This window comes from Sphingomonas endophytica (genome assembly GCF_001476895.1).
Taxonomy (GTDB): domain Bacteria; phylum Pseudomonadota; class Alphaproteobacteria; order Sphingomonadales; family Sphingomonadaceae; genus Sphingomonas; species Sphingomonas endophytica_A.
The window spans coordinates 76,293-97,146 of the sequence record NZ_LDTB01000009.1 but is presented as its reverse complement, the minus strand read 5'-3'; the positions used below and the strand labels follow the sequence as shown (position 1 = coordinate 97,146).

20 protein-coding genes and 1 tRNA gene are annotated in these 20,854 nt (G+C 68.0%); 10 read left to right on the top strand and 11 right to left on the bottom strand.

Annotated elements, in window-relative coordinates:
- From NS334_RS04140 to NS334_RS04120, 5 genes are all read left to right on the top strand, one after another.
- A partial coding sequence (locus NS334_RS04140; RefSeq protein ID WP_058754723.1) for a serine hydrolase domain-containing protein occupies positions 1 to 932 on the top strand: 932 nt, incomplete at its 5' end.
- Entirely contained in the window at positions 929 to 1,276 is a 348-nt protein-coding gene (locus tag NS334_RS04135) for an MmcQ/YjbR family DNA-binding protein (protein ID WP_058754708.1), read from the top strand. The genes NS334_RS04140 and NS334_RS04135, both read left to right, overlap by 4 nt.
- On the top strand, positions 1,260 to 2,117 hold the full coding sequence (locus NS334_RS04130; protein ID WP_058754707.1) for a hypothetical protein: 858 nt from the start codon (positions 1,260 to 1,262) through the stop codon (positions 2,115 to 2,117). Before NS334_RS04135 ends, NS334_RS04130 begins: the two co-directional genes overlap by 17 nt.
- Positions 2,118 to 2,143: 26 nt before the next feature.
- Positions 2,144 to 2,216, top strand: a tRNA-Thr gene (locus NS334_RS04125).
- A gap of 27 nt (positions 2,217 to 2,243) precedes the next feature.
- Positions 2,244 to 2,945 carry an endonuclease/exonuclease/phosphatase family protein gene (locus NS334_RS04120; protein WP_058754706.1) on the top strand — a complete coding sequence of 234 codons (702 nt, stop codon included), beginning with the start codon at positions 2,244 to 2,246 and terminating at the stop codon, positions 2,943 to 2,945.
- A gap of 7 nt (positions 2,946 to 2,952) precedes the next feature.
- Here NS334_RS04120 and NS334_RS04115 read toward each other — a convergent pair whose 3' ends face one another.
- From NS334_RS04115 to NS334_RS04080, 8 genes are all read right to left on the bottom strand, one after another.
- Complete coding sequence (locus tag NS334_RS04115) at positions 2,953 to 3,840, bottom strand: bestrophin family protein (RefSeq protein ID WP_058754705.1); 888 nt, start codon at positions 3,838 to 3,840, stop codon at positions 2,953 to 2,955.
- Positions 3,841 to 3,892: 52 nt separating this feature from the next.
- Positions 3,893 to 4,945 (bottom strand): dihydropteroate synthase, encoded by a 1,053-nt coding sequence (gene folP, locus NS334_RS04110; protein ID WP_058754704.1) that lies wholly within the window; start codon positions 4,943 to 4,945, stop codon positions 3,893 to 3,895.
- A gap of 141 nt (positions 4,946 to 5,086) precedes the next feature.
- Positions 5,087 to 6,220: a site-specific DNA-methyltransferase gene (locus tag NS334_RS04105; RefSeq protein WP_058754703.1), complete on the bottom strand. Its 1,134-nt coding sequence runs from the start codon at positions 6,218 to 6,220 to the stop codon at positions 5,087 to 5,089.
- A gap of 184 nt (positions 6,221 to 6,404) precedes the next feature.
- Positions 6,405 to 7,013: a ribonuclease HII gene (locus tag NS334_RS04100; RefSeq protein ID WP_058754702.1), complete on the bottom strand. Its 609-nt coding sequence runs from the start codon at positions 7,011 to 7,013 to the stop codon at positions 6,405 to 6,407.
- Positions 7,001 to 8,179, bottom strand: a complete 1,179-nt coding sequence (gene thiD / locus NS334_RS04095) for a bifunctional hydroxymethylpyrimidine kinase/phosphomethylpyrimidine kinase (RefSeq protein ID WP_058754701.1) — start codon at positions 8,177 to 8,179, stop codon at positions 7,001 to 7,003. Before thiD ends, NS334_RS04100 begins: the two co-directional genes overlap by 13 nt.
- Complete coding sequence (locus NS334_RS04090) at positions 8,176 to 8,400, bottom strand: DUF1272 domain-containing protein (RefSeq protein WP_058754700.1); 225 nt, start codon at positions 8,398 to 8,400, stop codon at positions 8,176 to 8,178. The genes thiD and NS334_RS04090 overlap by 4 nt, the downstream gene beginning before the upstream one ends.
- An 83-nt stretch (positions 8,401 to 8,483) precedes the next feature.
- Positions 8,484 to 9,314: a ferredoxin--NADP reductase gene (locus tag NS334_RS04085; protein WP_058754699.1), complete on the bottom strand. Its 831-nt coding sequence runs from the start codon at positions 9,312 to 9,314 to the stop codon at positions 8,484 to 8,486.
- A 104-nt stretch (positions 9,315 to 9,418) separates the two neighbouring features.
- The gene (locus NS334_RS04080) at positions 9,419 to 9,850 is read right to left on the bottom strand and encodes a hypothetical protein (protein WP_058754698.1); all 432 of its coding nucleotides are present in this window, start codon (positions 9,848 to 9,850) and stop codon (positions 9,419 to 9,421) included.
- 96 nt (positions 9,851 to 9,946) lie between these two features.
- Between NS334_RS04080 and uvrB the strand changes: the two genes are divergently transcribed.
- Together uvrB and NS334_RS04070 are read left to right on the top strand one after the other, a co-directional pair.
- Positions 9,947 to 12,130: an excinuclease ABC subunit UvrB gene (gene uvrB, locus NS334_RS04075; protein ID WP_058754697.1), complete on the top strand. Its 2,184-nt coding sequence runs from the start codon at positions 9,947 to 9,949 to the stop codon at positions 12,128 to 12,130.
- A gap of 217 nt (positions 12,131 to 12,347) precedes the next feature.
- Positions 12,348 to 13,100: an energy transducer TonB gene (locus tag NS334_RS04070; RefSeq protein ID WP_083500241.1), complete on the top strand. Its 753-nt coding sequence runs from the start codon at positions 12,348 to 12,350 to the stop codon at positions 13,098 to 13,100.
- Here NS334_RS04070 and NS334_RS19270 read toward each other — a convergent pair.
- Both NS334_RS19270 and NS334_RS04065 read right to left on the bottom strand, forming a co-directional pair.
- The gene (locus NS334_RS19270) at positions 13,094 to 13,225 is read right to left on the bottom strand and encodes a hypothetical protein (protein WP_275044670.1); all 132 of its coding nucleotides are present in this window, start codon (positions 13,223 to 13,225) and stop codon (positions 13,094 to 13,096) included. The genes NS334_RS04070 and NS334_RS19270 overlap by 7 nt on opposite strands.
- A gap of 11 nt (positions 13,226 to 13,236) precedes the next feature.
- Entirely contained in the window at positions 13,237 to 13,605 is a 369-nt protein-coding gene (locus NS334_RS04065; protein ID WP_058754696.1) for a PRC-barrel domain-containing protein, read from the bottom strand.
- Here NS334_RS04065 and NS334_RS04060 point away from each other — a divergent pair.
- Positions 13,592 to 14,245: a hypothetical protein gene (locus NS334_RS04060; protein WP_342585531.1), complete on the top strand. Its 654-nt coding sequence runs from the start codon at positions 13,592 to 13,594 to the stop codon at positions 14,243 to 14,245. The two genes, NS334_RS04065 and NS334_RS04060, sit on opposite strands and share 14 nt — an antisense overlap.
- 462 nt (positions 14,246 to 14,707) lie before the next feature.
- Complete coding sequence (locus NS334_RS04055; RefSeq protein WP_058754695.1) at positions 14,708 to 16,882, top strand: TonB-dependent siderophore receptor; 2,175 nt, start codon at positions 14,708 to 14,710, stop codon at positions 16,880 to 16,882.
- Positions 16,883 to 17,063: 181 nt separating this feature from the next.
- Here NS334_RS04055 and NS334_RS04050 read toward each other — a convergent pair whose 3' ends face one another.
- Positions 17,064 to 18,587, bottom strand: a complete 1,524-nt coding sequence (locus tag NS334_RS04050) for a fumarate hydratase (protein WP_058754694.1) — start codon at positions 18,585 to 18,587, stop codon at positions 17,064 to 17,066.
- A 403-nt stretch (positions 18,588 to 18,990) separates the two neighbouring features.
- Between NS334_RS04050 and NS334_RS04045 the strand changes: the two genes are divergently transcribed.
- Entirely contained in the window at positions 18,991 to 20,853 is a 1,863-nt protein-coding gene (locus NS334_RS04045) for a ribonucleoside-diphosphate reductase subunit alpha (RefSeq protein WP_428835032.1), read from the top strand.
- The last annotated feature ends 1 nt before the right edge of the window (position 20,854 follow it).

Here is a 20,854-nt window from a genome sequence, read left to right as displayed (position 1 = left end):
GGTCAGTGCCGCGCCCGGGCGCGGCACTGACCCGCGTCGTCGAACGCGCCTTCGACGGCGCGTACGGGCGCGGCAGCGAGACGCTGGGCGTGGTCGTCGTGCGCGACGGACGGGTGATCGCCGAGCGGTACGCCAACGGCTTCGGCCCGTTCGTCGCCAACCGCACCTGGTCGGTCGCCAAGAGCATCACCGGTACGTTGGTCGGCATGAGCGGCGTCGACGTCCACCGCCCCGTCGACATCCCCGAATGGCGCAGCCGCTTCGGCCCCGATCCGCGCGCGCGGATCACGATCGACCAGTTGCTGCGCATGTCCTCGGGGCTGCACAGCGACACCGCCGGCAATCGTACCGACGCCATCTATTTCGGCGGCACGACCGTCACCGAACAGGCGACCTCCTGGCCGCTCTCGTCGCGCCCCGGCGAGCGGTTCCGCTACGCCAACAACGACATCCTTCTCGCCGCGCGATCGCTGCGCGCGACGCTGGGCGACGCCCGCTATCGCGCGCTTCCGCAACGCCTGTTCACGACCCTGGGGATGCGCCACACCGTCGCGCAGAGCGACTGGCAGGACAATTTCATTCTCTCCAGCGACGTCTGGACCACCGCGCGCGACCTCGCCCGGCTCGGCCAGTTCTGGTTGCAGGATGGCGTGTGGCAGGGCCGCCGCGTGCTGCCCGCCGGCTGGATGCGCTACATGACGACGCCCGCCGGCCCGCAGCCGGAACGCAGCGAGGGCTATGGCGCATCGATCTGGCTGTTCGGCCCGGCGGAGGGGCTGCCCGCCGGCAGCTATTCCGCGCAGGGCAATCGCGGGCAATATGTGATGGTCGTGCCCGCGCATCGGCTGGTCGTCGTCCGGCGCGGGGAGGATCCGACCGGCGCCCGCTTCGACGTGGCGCGATTCACCGCCGAACTGATCGCCGCGTCGTGACCTTCGCCGACTGGGACGACGTCGCGGCCTTCGCGCTGACCTTTCCCGCGACCGAGGCCTCGACGTCCTACGGCCAGCCCGCGATCAAGACGCGTGGCAAGCTGATCTGCTCGACCGGCCACGAACCCGGCAGCTTCCACGTCGCCGTGCCGCACGAGGAGAAAGCGGTGCTGATCGACAGCGACCCCGCCACCTTCTGGCAAACGCCGCATTACGCCAGCTGGCCGGGCCTGCTGGTCCGCTACGGCAGCGACGATCCCGACCGCATCCGCCGCGTCATCACGCGGGCATGGTGGGACCGCGCCACCCTGAAGCAACGGGCCGGCCATGGCCCCCGCCCCTGATCGTTTCACGCGCTTCGTCGCGATCGACTGGTCGGGCGCGAAGGGTTCGCGGCACAAGGGGATCGCCGTCGCCGGCTGCGACGCCGGCACCGCCGCCCCCGAACTGGTCACGCCACCGGGCGGGGTCTGGTCGCGCACCGCCGTCCTCGACTGGATCCTCGCCCGGCGCGACACGCCGACGCTGATCGGCTTCGACTTCAGCTTCTCCGCCCCCTTCGTCGCGCGCGGCGCGCATCTGCCGGGCGAAACCGACACGCGCGACGCCCGCGCGCTCTGGGCCTATGTCGACCGCCATTGCGACGATGCCGATCTCGGCGCGTCCTCGTTCCTTCAGGCGCGGCGCGGCCGCCACTTCTATCTCGGCGCGGCGGACGGCACCAAGCGCGATTTCCTCCACTGGCGGGTCTGCGAACAGGCGGACGGCACCACCAAGCCCTCGACCGTCTATGACGCGATCGGCGCGGCGCAGGTCGCCAAGGCCAGCTTCGCCGGCATGCGCCTGCTCCATCATCTCGGCGGCCGCATCCCCGTCTGGCCGTTCGACCCGCCTCCCGATGCCGGCGCGCTGATCGTCGAAATCTACACCGCGATCGCCGCGCGCGCGACCGGCGTGCCGCGCGGCCGCAGCAAGCTGCGCGATGCCGCCGCGCTCGACGCCGCGCTGGCGGCGTTGGGCAGCGCGCCGCACGCACCGCTCGCCACGTACAGCGACCACGCCACCGACGCACTGATGAGCGCCGCCTGGCTCCGCAAATACGCCGATCGCCCCCATTTATGGCATCCCGCCGCGCTGAGCGCGGCGGTAGCCGCGACGGAGGGCTGGACGTTCGGCGTCACCTGACGCATGGAGGGCGCCACGGCGGGCAGGCCGGTTTAGCTCAGCTGGTAGAGCAGCGGTTTTGTAAACCGAAGGTCGCGGGTTCGATCCCTGCAACCGGCACCGCCCGTCGTCCGTTACGGACATCGAATGACGCTCAAGGTCGCAAGCTACAACATGCGCAAGGCGATCGGCACCGATCGCCGCCGCAGTCCCGAGCGGGTGCTGCAGGTGCTGCGCGAGGTGGATGCCGATATCGTCGCCTTGCAGGAGGCGGATCGCCGTTTCGGGCAGCGTGCGGCGGTGCTCACCCCGCATCTCCTTGACGAACATAGTGATTGGCAACCGGTGGCGCTGGGCATGCGCGCCAGCAGCATGGGCTGGCACGGCAATGCCATCCTCGTGCGCAAGTCGGCGCGGATCCTCGATTGCGAACAGTTGCACCTGCCCGCGCTCGAACCGCGCGGCGCGGTGATGGCGGATGTCGCGATCGGCGGCACGGTGGTGCGCGTCGTCGGCATGCACCTCGACCTGTCGGGTCTCTGGCGGCGGCGACAGGCCGCGGCAATCCTGTCGCACATCGGCGCCAGTGCGCAGCGGATGCCGACGGTGATGATGGGCGACCTCAACGAATGGACGCGCGCCGCCGGATGCCTGCGCGATTTCGGCGGCGATTTCCGCTTCGCCGACACCGGTCCCAGCTTCCACGCCCGCCGGCCGATCGCGCGGCTGGACCGGATCATGGTCTCGTCGGAATGGCGGATAACCGCTTGCGGCGTCCACCATTCCGCCGCCTCGCGCATCGCGTCGGATCACCTGCCGATCTGGGCGGACCTGACGCTCGACGCCTGACGCCGGCTCACCACAATACGCCGGTCTTATCCGGCACCATCGGCTCGGGCGCCTCGTCGCCGATCGACTGGAGCAGATCGATCTCGATCGTCCGGCACATCGCGCAGAGTGGCAGGTCATGCACCGTGTTCGCGAACGGATCGACCAAGTCGTCGCCGATCGCCAGCACCGCCAGGAACATCAGCCCCGCCACGGTCGACCCCAGCGGCGTTGCGAAGCCCAGCGTCTCGACCAGCCCGATCGGCAGCAGGATGCAGAACAAATGGGTGAAGATCGTCGGGAAGAAGCGATATTGATTGGGCAGCGGCGTGTTCTTCAGCCGCTCCATCCCGCCCTGCGCATTGGCGATATCGATCAGCACGCGCTCCATCGACGCCTGCTGGATCGTGTCGATCCAGCCGTTGCGACGCGCCAGATCGATGCGGCGCCCGGTGCCGTCCACGATCCCATTCGCGGTATTGGTCCGCGACAACGCGAAGTCGGCCTCCCCCTTCGACAGGAAGCGCAGCACCTCGTCGTCGACCTTCTGCTTGCGAAGCTGGCACCGCAGCGCGTTCACATAAGCGATCTGCCGCAGCACGATCGTCCGCTTCATGTCGCGCGCTTCGGGATCGGGGAGGAAATTGCGTGCGGCACGCGCCAGGTTGCGGCTGGCGTTGATCATCAACCCCCAGAGTGAGCGCCCCTCCCACCACCGCTGATACGCGGAATTGCTGCGAAACCCGAGGAACAGCGCCAAAGCGGAGCCGAACAGGGTCAGCGGCAGTTCCGGTGCGCGGAACGGCAGTACGTAATAAGTGACGGTAACGATCACGTCCCAGACGAACAGGATCAGCAGCGGCTTCCAGACCTCGCGGACGATCTGGGTCAAACGGGGTACGGCGGTCACGATCATGCGCGGCTAACGCATGTTGATCCGATCCGTTGCCCGTTTCGTTTCATTGCGGTCATGACGCCCCGGACAGCGCCCGATCGCGAAGGCCGCGCCAGACGCGCAGCGCCTGCACGGTCGCGGCGACATCGTGAACGCGCAGCGACTGGACCCCGGCTTGCGCACCCGCGACCGCCAGCGCGATCGATCCGCCCAGCCGCTCCGCCACCGGCGCCTCGTTGTCGAGCGCGCCGATCATACGCTTGCGGCTGACCCCCAGCATGATCGGGCACCCCAGCCCGTGAAACATCGCCAGCCCGTTCAGCAGCGCGAGATTGTCCGTCAACGACTTGCCGAACCCGATGCCCGGATCGACCATGATCCGCGCGCGATCGACGCCGGCGGCGACCACCGCCGCCACGCGCGCCTCCAGCCAGTCGAACACCTCGACCAGCACGTCGCGATAGATCGGGCGGCCATGCCCCCCCGCCTTGGGATCGGGCGAATGCATCAACACCACCGGCGCGCCGGACCGCGCGATCAGCTCCAGCGCGCGATCGTCCCAGAGCAGCGCGGAGACATCGTTGACGATGGCGCCGCCCGCCGCCAGCGCCGCCTCCATTACCGCCGCCTTGCGCGTGTCGATCGACACCAGCGCACCGGCGCGGGCCAGCCGCTCGACCACCGGAGCGACACGGCGCGCCTCATCCTCTTCCCACACCAGCGCCGCGCCTGGGCGGGTCGATTCGCCACCGACATCGATCACCGCCGCGCCGGCCGCGGCCATCGCCACGCCCGCCGATGCCGCGCCTGCCGGATCGCCGACATGCGCGCCACCATCGGAGAAGCTGTCGGGAGTGACGTTCAGAATGCCGGCGACATGCGGTTGGTCGAAGCGCAACGTCCGCTCTCCCAGCACCCATGGCGCGCGCGGAGCGATGATCCGCGCATGGAGCGTCGCCGCCCGCTCCCCCAGTCGCGCAACCTCGGCGACCGGCACGATGCTGCGGCGATCGTGTTCGATCACTTCATAGGCCGCGAACCACTGCAACCCGCCCGCCAGCCGCGCGACCGCGCCATCAGGATAAGCGAACGGCGCATCGACGAAGTGGATCGGGCGAAGGTGCATGATGCTGGCTCCCGCCTCCCGTTCGGGGAGGGGTTGGGGGTGAAGGGCATGTTCGCGCTACGACAGCCGTTCACCACCGGGCAACCGTATCCTCGGGCCGCCACCCGCCCGGCCCCTCCCCCCGAAGGGAAGGGCCAGCGATTACGGCTGCGTCGCCAGCAGGTACGTCTGGCGCAGCGTGTCGATCGGCTTCAGCGCGCCGTCGACCTCATAATGCCAGAAGGTCCAGCCATTGCACGCCGGCGCGCCTTGCACGCCCGATCCGACCTTGTGGATCGACCCGCTTGCCCCGCAGGTCGACACCAGCGAACCGTCGGCGCGCACCATCGCCTGCCACCGCCGCTTGGTATCGACCAGCATGGTGCCCGGCGTGACATAGCCGTTCTCCACCAACACCCCGAACGCCACCTTCGGCTGCGACTTCGGGCTCTGCATCGTCGCCAGCGCCGATTCGTCGAGCGGCAGCGCGGCGGCGATCCGCTCCTCGGCCGCCTCGATATAATCACCCTCGCGCTCGATGCCGATCCAGCGGCGGCCCAGCCGCCTGGCGACCGCTCCGGTCGTGCCCGTGCCGAAGAACGGGTCCAGCACCACGTCGCCCGGCTTCGTACAGGCCAGCAGGATGCGATAGATCAACGCCTCCGGCTTCTGGGTCGGGTGGACCTTCACGCCGCCCTTCTTCAACCGCTCCGCGCCGCCGCAGATCGGGAATTCCCAGTCCGACCGCATCTGAAGCTCGTCGTTCAGCGTCTTCATGCTGCGGTAGTTGAACGTATATTTCGCCTTCTCGCCGGTCGAGGCCCAGATCAGCGTCTCGTGCGCGTTGGTGAAGCGGGTGCCGCGAAAGTTCGGCATCGGGTTGGCCTTGCGCCACACGATGTCGTTCAGGATCCAGTATCCCAGATCCTGCACCGCCGCGCCGACCCGGAAGATGTTGTGATAGCTGCCGATCACCCAGATCGAGCCATCATCCTTCAGGATGCGCCGCGCCTCGGCCAGCCATGCGCGCGTGAAGGCGTCATATTGCGCGAAGGTGTCGAACTTGTCCCAGTCGTCGGTGACCGCATCGACGTGGCTGCCGTCCGGGCGGAACAACTCGCCGCCCAGTTGCAGGTTATAGGGCGGGTCCGCGAAGATCATGTCGACCGACTTGGACGGCAGCGCCTTCATCTGCGCGATACAGTCGCCGCGCAGGATCTGGTCGAGCGGCAGCACCACCGGCGTCTCGACCGCCGTCGCCCGCCGCCCACGCGCGACCTTCTCCAATACCCCCATCGAACCCCGGCTCCCCATCTACGAGCCCCAAAAGGGCGGCAAACCGGGAGTCCGTCAAGCCGCCTGCGACGGAGCGAGTCGGGCAACGACTCGCCGGAAAAGCGGAACAGGATGAGTCCGTTTCCAGATGTTGAGTCGCACGCGACTGGCCAGACTCAACAGGTAGTGGTGTGACCCAAAAGACTCATAGCGGCAAAACACATTGCGCGACCGGCGCGAAGCTCCGCCGGTGCAGCGGCGTGGGGCCATGTTCGCGCAACGCCGCCAGATGCTGCGCGCTGCCATAGCCCTTGTTGGCATGCCAGCCGTAGTGCGGATGCGCCTCGGCGGCGGCGATCATGATCTGGTCGCGGGTGTGCTTGGCGACGATCGAGGCGGCGGCGATCGAGCGGCTGTGCGCATCGCCCGAGACGATCGCGGTCGCGGCATAGCCCCAGCGCGGCAGGCGGTTGCCATCGACCAGCACGTGACCCGGTACGCGGCCCAGCACTTCCGCCAGCCGGTCCACCGCCAGCGTCATCGCCTTCATCGTCGCCCAATAGATGTTGAGCGTGTCGATCTCGGCGGGTTCGACGATCCCGATCCCCAGCGCGGCGCAATCGGTCAGCCGCGCGCAGAGCCGCGCCCGTTCGGTGGCGGACAGCTTCTTGGAATCGTCGATCCCACGCGGCACGCCCCTGTCCGGCAGCACCAGCGCGCAGGCGACGACCGGCCCGGCGAGCGGCCCGCGCCCCGCCTCGTCCACCCCCGCGACCGGCGGCAGGCACTGCTTCTCGTGCTTCAGGCCGGGCATGACAGCCGCCACGGTGGAAAGCGCCGGTGCTCGCCCGCGCTGTACAGGCAGAGGGCATTGCCCGCCGGGTCGGTCAGCCGCGCCTCGCGCCAGCCCCAGCGCTGCGCGACCGGATCGTCCACCGCGACGCCCGCCGCCCGTACCCGCGCCACCAGCCCGTCGAGGTCCGCGACCTCCAGATAGACGCGCGGCGCATCCAACTCGTTCGCCGCCTCGATCGACAGCGTCGCGCCGCCCTCGCTCTCGAACCGCGCATAGCGCCCCTCGCTGTCGACGATCGGGGTCAGTCCCAGCAGCCGGTAGAAAGCGAGACTTGCGGCATGATCGCGCGCGGGCAGCGTGACCTGATTCGGCGTCGCCCCGCGCCTGGGAACGTCCAGCCGTACACGCGCATGACCCATCGGCCCATGCCCGCCACCCAGGCCCGGCGCCTCACGCAGCGCGATCCGCACGAACAGCCGCGCGCGCGCGATCGCATCGGTCAGCACCAGCCCTCGCGCCAGCCCGTCGGCGATCGCGCTGGCCAGTGTGCAACCGGTGCCGTGGCTGTGCCGCGTGTCGATGCGCGGGTCGGACCATTCGGCGACGACGCCGGTCGCATCGACCAGCCGGTCGACCACCAGATCGCCCGCCGCATGACCGCCCTTGACCAGCACCGGCGCGCCGACCGACGCGGCGTAGTCGCGCGCGGCCGGCTGGACATCGGCGGGGTGCAGCAGTTCGCGACCGACCAGCACCGCCAGTTCGGGAAGGTTCGGCGTCACCAGCGTGCTGATCCGCGCCAGCCGGGCGAAGGCGGCGATCGTCTCCCCATCCGCCAGCGTGGCGCCGCTGCTGGCCACCATCACCGGGTCCAGCACGATCGGCACGCCATAGCCCGCCTCACCCAGTTCGTCGGCGACCGCCGCCGCGATCATCGCGCCGCCCAGCATCCCGATCTTGACCGCGTCGACGCCGATGTCGCGGGCGACGCACGCCATCTGCTGCCGCACCATGTCGGGCGACAGCGCCGTGACGGCATCGACACCCAGCGTGTTCTGCGCGGTGACGGCGGTGATCGCGGTCATCGCATGGCCGCCCAGCATCGTGACGGCCTTGATATCCGCCTGGATGCCCGCGCCGCCCCCAGAATCGGACCCGGCGACGATCAGCACGCGCGGCATCATGCGCGGAAACGCCGCCCGGTATCGGCGGGATAGGCCTTCAGCGTCTTGCCGACGCGCGCCGGCCGGTCGAGCAACTCGCCGCCGCAATTCGGGCAATGTTCGTCGAGGACGTCGGCGCAATCCGCGCAAAAGGTGCATTCGAGGGAACAGATGAACGCGCCGCCCTCGTCGGCGGGAAGGTCAACGCCGCAGCGTTCGCAATCGGGTCGCATGTCGAGCATGGCGGCGGTCTAGCGCCTCGCCCCCTCGCCGTCACCCCGGACGACGGCGCGGCCTTCACCGCGCCTCGTCGCCGCGCCGCCCCTCAGTCGACGAACGCGCGCTCGATCACGAACTGGCCGGGATTGGCGTTCGATCCCTCGATCAACCCGATCTGCTCCAGCATCGCCGCGATCTCCCGGATCATCGCGGTCGACCCGCACAGCATGACGCGGTCGTTCTCGGGATCGAAGCGCGCGTCACCTTCTAGGCCCTGGAACAGCCGCCCGTTCTCGATCAGCGCCGGGATGCGCCCCGTGGTGTGGAAATCCTCGCGCGTGACGGCGGGCAGATAGTGGAAGCGTGTCGCCGCCTCGTCCGCGACCAGCGGATCGTCGGCCAGCCGCGCGCTGAGTTCGTCGTGCCACGCCAGATCGTTGACGCGGCGCACGCCGTGGACGACCACGATCTGCTCGAACCGTTCGTATACATCCGGGTCGCGCGCGACGCTCAGGAACGGCGCCAGACCGGTGCCGGTCGACAGCAGGAACAGCCGCTTGCCCCCCAGCAGCGCGTCGAGCACCAGCGTGCCCGTCGGCTTCTTGCCGAGATAGAGCTGGTCGCCCGGCTCCACCTTCTGCAGGCGTCCCGTCAGCGGGCCGTCCTGCACCTTGATCGACAGAAACTCCAGCTCCTCCGCCCACGCCGGGCTGGCGATCGAATAAGCGCGCATCACCGGCTTGGCGGGCTTGCCGTCGTCCGTGGCCTCCCCCGGAAGGCCGATCATCACGAACTCGCCGGAGCGGAAGCGGAACGACGCGGGCCGCTCCACCGCGAAGCTGAACAGATGCTCGTTCCAGTGGCGCACCCATTTCACCGCCACGCTGTGGAAGGCGGTCGATTCAGGGATCAGCACTGGCGCACGCAGGTCGGTCATCGGCGGTCCGGTCTTGAAAATGGGGATGTACGACGGATGGCGCGCCCTAGGGCGCAGGCGGATAGGGGTCAACCATAGCTGACCTTGGGGGGCGGCAAGCGGCGTCAGTCACGTTGCGCCAGCGGGGCCTGGACGAACCGCAGCGCGACCCATTCCGCCGCTGTCGCCATCCGCTCGGCGGCGGCGGGCGCGGTGTGGTCGGCGACCAGCGTCGCCGCGATCCGCCGCACCGCGCCACCCTGCCCGCTCAGCGCGGCGTCGAACAGCGACAGCAGCGACGCCTCCGCCTCGGTGACGTGTTCCGCGCCCGGCATCCCGAACCGCATCCACCGCGCCGCATGTGTGTCGAGCAGCGCCATCAGCGTCGTAAAATCCGGCAGCGCCGCGCCTACCCCACGCCACGCGAAGCCGGCGGCGAGCGCCGCGCATGGGCATCGTCCGGCGCGCGCGGCGGCGGTCCATTGCCGCATCGCGCCGGTCAGGAAATGAAAATGCTCGTCCAGGTTGGGCGGCAGTCGGTCGAGGAAGCGATACATGGACACCTCGATATGCGAATGCCTCGCAGTATCGTGTGCAGCGCATGACGTCAACGTCCCCTTCCGCCGCCCGTATCGCGCGCCCATATGCGGAACATGGCGATCCAGATCCGCACCAATTTGGCCGAACCGGAAACCGGCGAAAGCTTCATCCCCCATCGCCCAGCGCGCCCCGACAAGGTCGAGGGCGGGCGGCCGTTCAAGCTGGTGAGCGAATATCAGCCGTCGGGCGATCAACCGACCGCGATCCGCGAACTGGTCGAGGCGGCGCGCGCCGGAGAGAAGGATCAGGTGCTGCTGGGCGTCACCGGATCGGGCAAGACCTTCACGATGGCCAAGGTGATCGAGGAGATGCAGCGCCCGGCGCTGATCCTCGCGCCGAACAAGATCCTGGCCGCGCAATTGTACGGCGAGTTCAAGTCGTTCTTCCCCGACAACGCCGTCGAATATTTCGTCAGCTATTACGATTATTATCAGCCCGAGGCATACGTCCCGCGCTCCGACACCTATATCGAGAAGGAGTCGAGCATCAATGAGGCGATCGACCGGATGCGCCACTCGGCGACGCGCTCGCTATTGGAGCGCGACGACGTGCTGATCGTCGCCTCGGTATCGTGCCTCTATGGTATCGGCTCGGTCGAAACCTATTCGGCGATGATCTTCGACCTGAAGAAGGGGCAGACCGTCGACCAGCGCGAGATCGTCCGCAAGCTGGTCGCGCTGCAATACAAGCGCAACGATGCCGCGTTCCAGCGCGGCAATTTCCGCGTGAAGGGCGACAATCTGGAGATCTTCCCGTCGCATTACGAGGATAGCGCGTGGCGGGTGTCGTTCTTCGGCGACGAGATCGAGGAGATCGTCGAGTTCGATCCGCTGACCGGCAGGAAATCGGCGAGCCTGAACTCGATCCGCATCTACGCCAATTCGCACTATGTCACGCCCGGCCCGACGATGAAGCAGGCGACCGAGGCGATCAAGCACGAGCTGTCCGAACGGCTCAAGGAACTGGAAATCGAGGGCAAGCTGCTGGAGCGGCAGCGGCTGGAGCAGCGTACCAACTTCGACCTGGAGATGATCGCCGCGACCGGCAGCTGCAACGGCATCGAGAATTACAGCCGCTTCCTGACCGGCCGCCTGCCCGGCGAGCCGCCGCCGACCCTGTTCGAGTATCTGCCCGAGAATGCGCTGCTGTTCGTCGACGAAAGCCATCAGACGATCGGCCAGATCAACGGCATGTCGCGCGGCGACCATCGTCGCAAGATCACGCTGGCGGAATATGGTTTTCGGCTGCCCTCGGCGATCGACAACCGGCCGCTGCGCTTCAACGAATGGGACGCGATGCGCCCGCAGACCGTCTGCGTTTCCGCCACGCCGGGCAGTTGGGAAATGGAGCAGGCGGGCGGCGTCTTCGCCGAACAGGTCATCCGCCCCACCGGGTTGATCGACCCGCCGGTCGAGATCAAGCCGGTCGAGGAACAGGTGCAGGACCTGATCGTCGAATGCGGCAAGACCACCGCGCTCGGTTACCGCACGCTCGTCACCACGCTGACCAAGCGGATGGCGGAGGACCTGACCGAATATATGCACGAGGCGGGGATCAAGGTCCGCTACATGCACTCCGACGTCGAGACGCTGGAGCGTATCGAGCTGATCCGCGACCTGCGACTGGGCGTCTATGACGTGCTGATCGGCATCAACCTGTTGCGCGAGGGGCTCGACATTCCCGAATGCGGGCTGGTCGCGATCCTCGATGCCGACAAGGAAGGCTTCCTGCGTTCAGAAACCTCGCTGATCCAGACGATCGGGCGCGCGGCGCGCAACGTCGACGGGCGCGTGATCCTCTATGCCGACCGCATCACCGGCAGCATGGAGCGCGCGATGAACGAGACGTCGCGCCGCCGCGAGAAGCAGCAGGCGTATAATGCCGAACACGGCATCACCCCGACGACGGTCCGCAAGAACATCGGCGACATCATCGCGCACGTCGCCTCGAAAGATCAGGTAACGGTCGAGATCGACGAGGACCGTCCGCACATGGTCGGCCACAACCTGCGCGCCTATATCGAGGAGCTGGAGAAGAAGATGCGCAAGGCCGCGTCGGACCTCGAGTTCGAGGAAGCCGGCCGCCTGCGCGACGAGATCCGCGCGCTGGAGCAGGAGGAGCTGGGCCTGCCGGTCGATCAGCAGAAGCTGCCGCTGATGGGGCGCAGCAACGAGGGCAAGCCGGGAACGCGCAAGACCCGCTTCGGCAAGACGCAACGCAAGTTCGGAAAGCGCTAGCGGGCCCGCCGCGCCTTAAGGCCGGCGGTGCGCCGACGACCGGCTGTCGCAAGGGTCCGCACCGCTTCTCCTATCTCGCCGGACACCCTGGACCTGTTCCGGGGTGCATGGCGCCGCGAACACGAAGGTGTCGGCCCGCGCACCCGGCCACCTTCTCCGCAACGACACGCTGCAGCGATCACGCTCCGTTCAGCCGCGCGTTCCTATATCCACCGACATGTACGCACGGCCCGCCCGCGACCGGATCGGCCCCGCGCTTGCCGCCGCGGCGGTGAGCGCCGCGCTCGGCTGGGCGCTGTTCGTCGGTCTGGCGGGTGCGCCGCTGGCACGGCGGATCGAGGAGGGACTGGCGGTGTTCCGCGTCGATCCGCCGCCGCCGCCATCGGTGAAGATCATCCCGAAGCGTAGCGTCAGCACGCGTGCGTCCGGCCGCGCCGCGCCGCCCAACATCCGTTCGCAGGCGACGCAGGTCGCCGCCCCCAGGCCGGTCGTCGTCGTTCCGCTGCCCCCGCCGCCGATCGTCGTGACGCTGAAGCCGTTCGCGGGCGATCAGGCCACGCAGGGTGCGACCGAACGTGTCGGCCCCGGCACCGGCGCGGGCGGCGTCGGCGACGGCACGGGCAGCGGCGGATGGGGTGACGGGGACGGTGGCGGCGGCGCGGAGACGCCGCCGGTGTGGAAGCGCGGGCGGCTGACCGATGGCGATTATCCGCGCGATATCGGCGATGCCGGCTTTCAGGGCACCGTGTCCGTCAAGTTCCTCGTCTGGACCGACGGACGCGTGCGCGATTGTCACGTGACGAGGAGCAGCGGCAATGCGACGCTGGATGCGACGACCTGCCGCCTGATCCAGCGCCGCTTCCGTTACGACCCGTCACGCGATGCCGGCGGCCGGCCGGTTCCCGCCTGGCTGCTCGAAAACCACGAATGGGTCATCGTGCCGGAGGGGCCGGCGCCCGCCGGTCAGTGACCCGAACGCGGCTCGGCGTCGGTGGTCTGCGGCGGCGGGCTGCTGTTGCCCTTGTCCGGCGAATCCGGGTCGGTCAGCAGTTCCTCCACCGCTTCCTGCACGTCGTTTTCCTTGCGCTCGTCCATCGGTCCGCTCCTTACGCGAGGTTGAGGTTTTCGCCCTGCACCTGATAGTAACTGGCGACGCGATCGGCATAGGCCTGGTCGAACACGGGGGCATTGTTCGCCCAGCTCGGGCCGCCTTCCAGCAGCCGGCGATCGACCGTCACCACATAGCGATCCCGCACGGGGTCGAACTGCAACAGCGCGAACGGCAGCGGGTAATAGCTCTTGCCCATGCCCAGAAAGCCGCCGAGGCTGAGCACCGCATGGGTGGTCCGCCCGCTCGACTTGTGGACCATGAAGGCATGGACCGTGCCCAGATGGTCGCCGTCGCGCGTATCCACCTTCATGCTGTCGCCCAGCTGGGCCTGCACCAAAATCTGCGTCGGCGTGTCCTCGGACATGCTCGGCTTCTCCTATGTTAAAGCGGTTCGCGCGGTGAACCGTCGTGCCGATGCGGTGGTTCCGGGCGTGGCGGTTGAGCGCACGCGGTCGATCCGCCATAGCGACGGCGTGACCCGCTCTCCTTCCTTCCTCGCCATCACGATCGCTGCCGTCGCGGTCGCCGGGTGCGTGCCGCGCGCCGCCCCGCCGGTCCCGGTCGCGGTCCCCACGCCACCGCCGCCGGTCGTCGCACCGCCGCCCGTGCTGCCCGCCGACTGGCAGGACTGGCCGTGGACGCCCGGCGCATGGCGATATCTGCGCGATACGAACGGCACGCGCGCCGTATACGCACAACCCGGCCAGCCGGTGGCGCTGCAATTGCGGTGCGACCGGGCGGCACGCGCGATCTGGCTTGAGCGGCCCGGCGCGATCGTCGCGCCGTTCACGATCCGCACCACTTCCACGACGCGCACCGTCGCGACCCAGGCGGCACCGGGGGCCTCACCGCAGATCGCGGCCCGTTTCGCGGTCGATGACCGCCTGCTCGACGCGATGGCCTTCACGCGCGGGCGCTTCACCGTCGAGCAGCCGGGCACGCCGCCGCTGGTGCTGCCGCCGTGGGCGGAGATCGGCCGGGTGATCGAGGATTGCCGCGCCTGATTCCGGCACGAAGGGGACGGAGAATTCTCCAGATCGCGACATAATACAAGGCTTGTATCGCAGGTCCGCGCGTCTCACATTGGTGGCGCGGCTGACGCGGTCGCACTTGTTATCAACCAGCGAAAGGAGGTGATCCGATGTCTCATGGTTCAGCAATGGGGTCGGTTCAGTTCGTTCGGGAGGCGCGCTTCTAAGCGTCGCCGATCCGCTTCGGGAGGGCTTCTCCTCCATCCAACGAAGCGGTGACGCGGTTCTTGGAGGCCCACATGGTCTCCCGGGCTGGAGCTCTCCGGCCGCTGACCATGTCAAGGGGTTGTCGGGCGTCCGCGATGCGGGCGTTCGGCAACCTCTTCTCATATTCGGGGCCATCGATCGCGACGGGCGATCCCGACCGTTGAGACACGAAGCAATTGATAATCACTCGCACCGGAGATAAAGGCCCCCCGATCGAAAGGGGTCTTCATGTCACGCCGTCTTACCTCCAGCATCGTGGCGCTCGCCGCCGCCCTCCCCGCGTTCCCGGCCACCGCGCAGGTCCATGCTGGTGCCGTCGCCGATAACGAGGTGATCGTCACCGGCCGGGCGGCACCCGACGAAGCATCCTCCGCCACCAAGTCGGCGACGCCGCTGGCGGAAACGCCGCAGTCGGTCACCGTCGTCACCGGCGAGGAAATCGCACAGCTCGGACTGCAGAATCTCAATCAGGCGCTGCGCTTCGTCGCGGGCGTCACCCCGGAAACGCGCGGGTCCAGCGCGGAGGTGTACGACCAGTTCAAGCTGCGCGGCTTCGACGCGCCGGTCTTCCTCGACGGCCTCAAGCAGTTCGGCAGCACCACCGGCTATGCCGCGCCGCAGGTCGACGTGTCGCGGCTGGACCGGTTCGAGGTCGTGAAGGGACCGGCCTCGGTTCTCTATGGGCAGTCCAGCCCCGGCGGCCTCGTCGCCCAGTCCAGCAAGCTCCCGCTCGACGTGCCGCTGTACGGCACGGTCGACGGTACCTACGGCAGCTACGATCTCTATCGCCTCGATGCCGACATCGGCGGGCGCGCCGGCGATCTCGTGCTCTGGCGCCTGTACGGCAGCGCCAACGGATCGGACACGCAACAGCGCTTCGGCCGGCGCGAGCGGCAGACGGTGTCGGGCGCGGTCACGCTCGGCAACGGATCGCGCACGACGCTCACCCTGCTCGGCAATGTTTCGCATGACCCGCAGAACGGCGCCTATGGCGTGCTCCCGGCGCTCGGCACGTTGATCGACAGTCCGAACGGCCGCCTGTCGTCGCATTTCGACGGCGGCGAGGCGGGCAACCGCTTCCAGCGCGAACAGGCATCGGGCACCTACATCCTTCGTCACGATTTCGGGAGCGGGTGGAGCTTCCGCGCGTCCGGGCGCTACCAGCACGTCACGTCGCAACTCGGGCTGGTGTACGTCAGCGGGGCGCCGGCGACGGGCAGCACCCGCGTCTTCAACCGCGCCTCCTACGCCACCGACGAATCGCTGGACAACTGGACCTACGACAACCAGCTCGCCGGTACGTGGCGCACCGGGGCGGTGACGCACCGGCTGCTGTTCGGCGTCGATCGTCAGGTCGCGCATTCCGACGAAGACGGGCAGTTCGGCGGCGCCACCCCGCTCGATGTCTACGATCCGGTCTATGGCACGATGGTCGTGCCGCGCACGCCGGCGCAGGTGCCGGACGGTTATGGCGAGTTCAACCTGAAGGCCCGCCTGCGCCAGCAGGGCGTCTATGCGCAGGATCAGATGGAACTCGGCGCGCTGCGGGTCACGCTCGGCGCGCGACACGACTGGGCGCGCGGGCAGCAGATCTCCGCCGCCGGCTCCGACGTGAAACAGGACCGCAAGTTCACCTGGCGCGCCGCCGCGCTCTACACGCTGCCGTTCGGACTGGCGCCCTATGTCAGCTATTCGACCTCGTTCGAGCCGCAATCCTCGACGGTGCGCCGCGCCGACGACACGCTGGGGCTGGCCGATCCGTCGCTCGGCAAACAGATCGAGGCGGGCGCGAAGTTCACCGTGCCGGGTACGCCGGTCCTGCTGTCCGGTGCCTGGTTCCGCATCGACCAGACCAATGTCGTCACCGCCACGCCCGACTTCTCCGTATCGCGCCAGACCGGCGAGGTGCGCTCGACCGGCTTCGAGTTCGAAGGCACCGCGCCGCTGTCGCACGGCGTCACGCTGCGCGCCGCCTACAGCCGGCAGCGCGTGCGCGTGACCAGCGATCCGCAGGATCCGTCGCGGGTCGGTCGCGGGCTGGAAACGGTCGGCCGCGGCGGCGCGTCGCTGATCGTCGACTGGGCGCCGGAACGCGGCACGCTGAAAGGCCTGACGCTGGGCGGCGCGGTCCGCCATGTCGATGCGGTGTACGCCGGCGTCTATGCCCCGCCCGAAAACCCGGCGGCCGCCGCGCCGCTCAACAGCCCGTCCTACACCGTGTATGACACGTGGCTCCGCTACGACCTGGAAAAGGCATCGCCCCGCCTGCGCGGACTGACGCTGGGTGTGAACGCCTCGAACCTGTTCGACCGCACGTACATCACCTCGTGCTTCGCCAATTACGCCTGGTGTTGGTACGGCAACCGCCGCGTCGTGCAGGGAACGATCGGCTATCGATTCTGAGGTGTGATTCGTCAGCGCCGGAGCCCAGCCATGAGGACTGACGTTCGTGGCTTCAGGCTGCCGTGTTCACCACGCACCCTGGCGCTTCACCCCCGATGGATCATCCTCCCGTCGCGCCGATCACAAAAAGGGCGGGATCACTCCCGCCCCTCAGTCCTTCAGACGATCGCGGGCGCGGCGCCTACGCCCCAATCAACAACTTTTCCCGCGCGATCTTCTCCTTCCACACCAGCGGCGCGAGCTGGTGGACGTTGTTGCCCTCCGCATCGACCGCGACGGTGACGGGGAAGTCGCTGACCTCGAATTCGTAGATCGCTTCCATCCCCAGATCCTCGAAGCCGACGACCTTGCTGCCCTTGATCGCGCGCGCGACCAGATAGGCCGCACCGCCGACCGCCATCAGGTACGCACTCTTCGCCTCGCGGATCGCATCGGTCGCGGCGGGGCCGCGCTCCGCCTTGCCGACCATCGCCAGCAGGCCCTGGTCGAGCATCATGCGCGTGAACTTGTCCATGCGCGTCGCGGTGGTGGGACCGGCGGGGCCGACCACTTCCTCGCCGACCGGATCGACCGGGCCGACATAATAGATCACGCGGCCCTTGAACTCGACCGGCAGTTCCTCGCCCTTGGCCAGCATGTCGGCAATGCGCTTGTGCGCGGCGTCGCGCCCGGTCAGCATCTTGCCGTTCAGCAGCAGCCGGTCGCCCTGCTTCCACGACTGCACCACCTCGGGCGTCAGCGTGTCGAGGTCGACGCGGATCGCCGCCTTGTCGGGCGTCCAGTTGACGTCCGGCCATTCCTCCAGCTTCGGCGCCTCCAGATAGGCCGGGCCGCTGCCGTCCAGCGTGAAATGCGCGTGGCGGGTCGCGGCGCAATTCGGGATCATCGCCACCGGCTTGCCCGCCGCATGGCACGGCGCGTCCTTGATCTTGACGTCCAGGATCGTGGAGAGGCCACCCAGCCCCTGCGCGCCGATGCCCAGCGCATTGACCTTGTCGAAGATCTCGATGCGCAGCGCCTCGATATCGTTCTTCGGCCCGCGCGCCTTCAGCGGCCCCATGTCGATCGGCTCCATCAGCGCCTGCTTGGCCAGCAATACGCAATGTTCGGCGGTGCCGCCGATACCGATGCCCAGCATCCCCGGCGGGCACCAGCCCGCGCCCATCTGCGGCAGCATCTCGATCACCCAGTCGACGATCGAGTCGCTGGGGTTCATCATCTTGAACTTCGACTTGTTCTCGCTACCGCCGCCCTTGGCCGCGACATCGACCGAGACGGTCGCGCCCGGCACCATCTCGACATGCAGCACGCACGGCGTATTGTCGCGGGTGTTGCGGCGCGTGAAGGCCGGATCGGCGAGCACCGAGGCGCGCAGCTTGTTCTCCGGGTGGAGGTAGGCGCGGCGCACGCCCTCGTCGACGACCTCCTGCAACGAGCGGCTGCTGTCGTCGAGGCGGCAGTCCATGCCCCATTTCACGAAGACGTTGACGATGCCGGTATCCTGGCAGATCGGGCGATGGCCCTCCGCGCACATCCGGCTGTTGGTAAGTATCTGCGCGATCGCATCCTTCGCCGCCGGCGACTGTTCCGCCTCGTACGCGGTGCCCAGCGCGCGGATATAATCCATCGGGTGATAGTAACTGATGAACTGGAGCGCGTCGGCGACGCTCTCGATCAGGTCGGCGGTACGGATCACAATCGTCATGGCATGGGCTGTACAAACCCCGCCGCGCGGGGGCAACATGCGCGCGCCGGAGTCGCTTGGGCAGCGCGCCGGGGCGGCAAAAATTTTTTGACCGCTTGCAATCCGCGAACCTCGCGGAATCCCGTGCGTCGGTGCGTTTTGGGGCCGGGGACGGCCCTAATACGGGACTTGCCTGACCGGCGCTTCTGCCACAATCTGTAGAGGTAGGGGCCGGGGACCGGCGCTATCGGTGGTAAGGTAGCGGTCGGGCAAGCCGACCTGCGCCGCCGCACGTGGCGCGATCCCCGCCGGAACTTTCGGATCGGCGGTCCACGGGATCGCGAACAGACAGGCGGGAACGCGAGCGATGAACTTCACGACCACGGACGGTGAGGCGATGGCCACCGACATGATCGACGCAGCCATGGCCGGACAGGCCGCCTCCGAGCAGACGGTCGCCCGGCACGGTGTCCGCAACAAGCCCTATCCGCTCGACGTCGATCACAGCCGCGACGCGCTGCTGACCGATTTCGGCAAGGAGACGCTGAAAGACCGCTACCTGCTGCCCGGCGAAAGCTATCAGGATCTCTTCGTCCGTGTCGCCAGCGCCTATGCGGACGATCAGGCGCATGCGCAGCGGCTGTACGACTATATCTCGAAATTGTGGTTCATGCCCGCCACGCCGGTGCTGTCGAACGGCGGCACCGGGCGCGGGCTGCCGATCAGCTGCTACCTGAATTCGGTCCCCGACAGCCTCGACGGGATCGTACAGACCTGGAACGAGAACGTCTGGCTCGCCTCGCGCGGCGGCGGGATCGGCACCTATTGGGGCAATGTGCGCGGGATCGGCGAGCCGGTCGGCCTGAACGGCAAGACCAGTGGCATCATACCGTTCGTGCGCGTCATGGATTCGCTGACGCTGGCGATTTCGCAGGGGTCGCTGCGGCGCGGCTCGGCGGCCTGCTACCTCGACATCTCGCACCCGGAAATCGAGGAGTTCCTCGAGATCCGCAAGCCCTCGGGCGATTTCAACCGCAAGGCGCTGAACCTGCACCACGGCGTGCTGATCCCCGACGCCTTCATGGCGGCGGTGCGCGACGGTGCGGAATGGCAGCTCAAGAGCCCGAAGGACGGCTCGGTACGCGGCACCGTCGATGCGCGCGCGCTGTTCCAGAAGCTGGTGGAGACCCGCCTCGCCACCGGCGAGCCGTACATCGTCTTCGCGGACCATGTGAACTCGACGATGCCGAAGCACCACCGCGAACTGGGGCTGAAGGTGTCGACCTCCAACCTGTGCAGCGAGATCACGCTACCGACCGGCAAGGATCACCTCGGCAACGATCGCACCGCGGTCTGCTGCCTGTCGTCGCTCAACCTCGAAACGTGGGACGAGTGGAAGGACGAGAAGGGCTTCGTCGAGGACGTGATGCGCTTCCTCGACAACGTGTTGCAGGATTATATCGACCGCCACGAACCGGGCATGGAGCGCGCGGCGTACAGCGCGGCGCGCGAGCGCTCGGTGGGTCTGGGCGTCATGGGCTTCCACAGCTTCCTGCAGGCGCGCGGCCTGCCGTTCGAAGGCGCGATGGCCAAGAGCTGGAACCTGCGCATCTTCAAGCACATCAACGCGCAGGTGAACCAGGCGTCGATGACGCTCGCGGCCGAGCGGGGTCCGTGCCCCGACGCCGCCGACGTCGGCGTGATGGAGCGCTTCTCGTGCAAGATGGCGATCGCGCCGACCGCGTCGATCAGCATCATCTGCGGCGGCACCAGCGCGTGCATCGAGCCGATCCCGGCCAATATCTACACCCACAAGACGCTGTCGGGCAGCTTCGCGGTCAAGAACCCGTACCTCGAAAAGCTGCTGATCGAAAAGAGCAAGAACGCCGATTCGGTCTGGAACTCGATCCTCGAACACGGCGGGTCGGTGCAGCACCTCGACTTCCTCAGCCAAGAGGAGAAGGACTGTTACAAGACCTCGTTCGAGATCGATCAGCGCTGGTTGCTCGAACTCGCCGGGGATCGCACGCCGTACATCGACCAGGCGCAGTCGCTGAACCTGTTCATCCCGGCGGACGTAGAGAAATGGGATCTGCTGATGCTCCATTTCCGCGCGTGGGAACTGGGCATCAAGTCGCTCTATTACCTGCGGTCGAAGTCGGTGCAGCGCGCCGGGTTCGCGGGGTCTGAGGGCTCGGGCGGGGTCGAGGCGGACAATACGATCGCCACGCCGAAGTTCTCGATCGGCGAGACGACCGATTACGACGAGTGTCTCGCCTGCCAGTAAG

Bases quoted from the DNA above. Each gene is read 5' to 3' on its own strand.
- NS334_RS04130 (WP_058754707.1), top strand. From the start codon at position 1,260: ATGGCCCCCGCCCCTGATCGTTTCACGCGCTTCGTCGCGATCGACTGG.
- NS334_RS04120 (WP_058754706.1), top strand. From the start codon at position 2,244: ATGACGCTCAAGGTCGCAAGCTACAACATGCGCAAGGCGATCGGCACC.
- NS334_RS04115 (WP_058754705.1), bottom strand. From the start codon at position 3,840: ATGATCGTGACCGCCGTACCCCGTTTGACCCAGATCGTCCGCGAGGTC.
- folP (WP_058754704.1), bottom strand. From the start codon at position 4,945: ATGCACCTTCGCCCGATCCACTTCGTCGATGCGCCGTTCGCTTATCCT.
- NS334_RS04105 (WP_058754703.1), bottom strand. From the start codon at position 6,220: ATGGGGGTATTGGAGAAGGTCGCGCGTGGGCGGCGGGCGACGGCGGTC.
- NS334_RS04100 (WP_058754702.1), bottom strand. From the start codon at position 7,013: ATGCCCGGCCTGAAGCACGAGAAGCAGTGCCTGCCGCCGGTCGCGGGG.
- thiD (WP_058754701.1), bottom strand. From the start codon at position 8,179: ATGATGCCGCGCGTGCTGATCGTCGCCGGGTCCGATTCTGGGGGCGGC.
- NS334_RS04090 (WP_058754700.1), bottom strand. From the start codon at position 8,400: ATGCTCGACATGCGACCCGATTGCGAACGCTGCGGCGTTGACCTTCCC.
- NS334_RS04085 (WP_058754699.1), bottom strand. From the start codon at position 9,314: ATGACCGACCTGCGTGCGCCAGTGCTGATCCCTGAATCGACCGCCTTC.
- NS334_RS04080 (WP_058754698.1), bottom strand. From the start codon at position 9,850: ATGTATCGCTTCCTCGACCGACTGCCGCCCAACCTGGACGAGCATTTT.
- uvrB (WP_058754697.1), top strand. From the start codon at position 9,947: ATGGCGATCCAGATCCGCACCAATTTGGCCGAACCGGAAACCGGCGAA.
- NS334_RS04070 (WP_083500241.1), top strand. From the start codon at position 12,348: ATGTACGCACGGCCCGCCCGCGACCGGATCGGCCCCGCGCTTGCCGCC.
- NS334_RS19270 (WP_275044670.1), bottom strand. From the start codon at position 13,225: ATGGACGAGCGCAAGGAAAACGACGTGCAGGAAGCGGTGGAGGAACTG.
- NS334_RS04065 (WP_058754696.1), bottom strand. From the start codon at position 13,605: ATGTCCGAGGACACGCCGACGCAGATTTTGGTGCAGGCCCAGCTGGGC.
- NS334_RS04055 (WP_058754695.1), top strand. From the start codon at position 14,708: ATGTCACGCCGTCTTACCTCCAGCATCGTGGCGCTCGCCGCCGCCCTC.
- NS334_RS04050 (WP_058754694.1), bottom strand. From the start codon at position 18,587: ATGACGATTGTGATCCGTACCGCCGACCTGATCGAGAGCGTCGCCGAC.
- NS334_RS04045 (WP_428835032.1), top strand. From the start codon at position 18,991: ATGGCCGGACAGGCCGCCTCCGAGCAGACGGTCGCCCGGCACGGTGTC.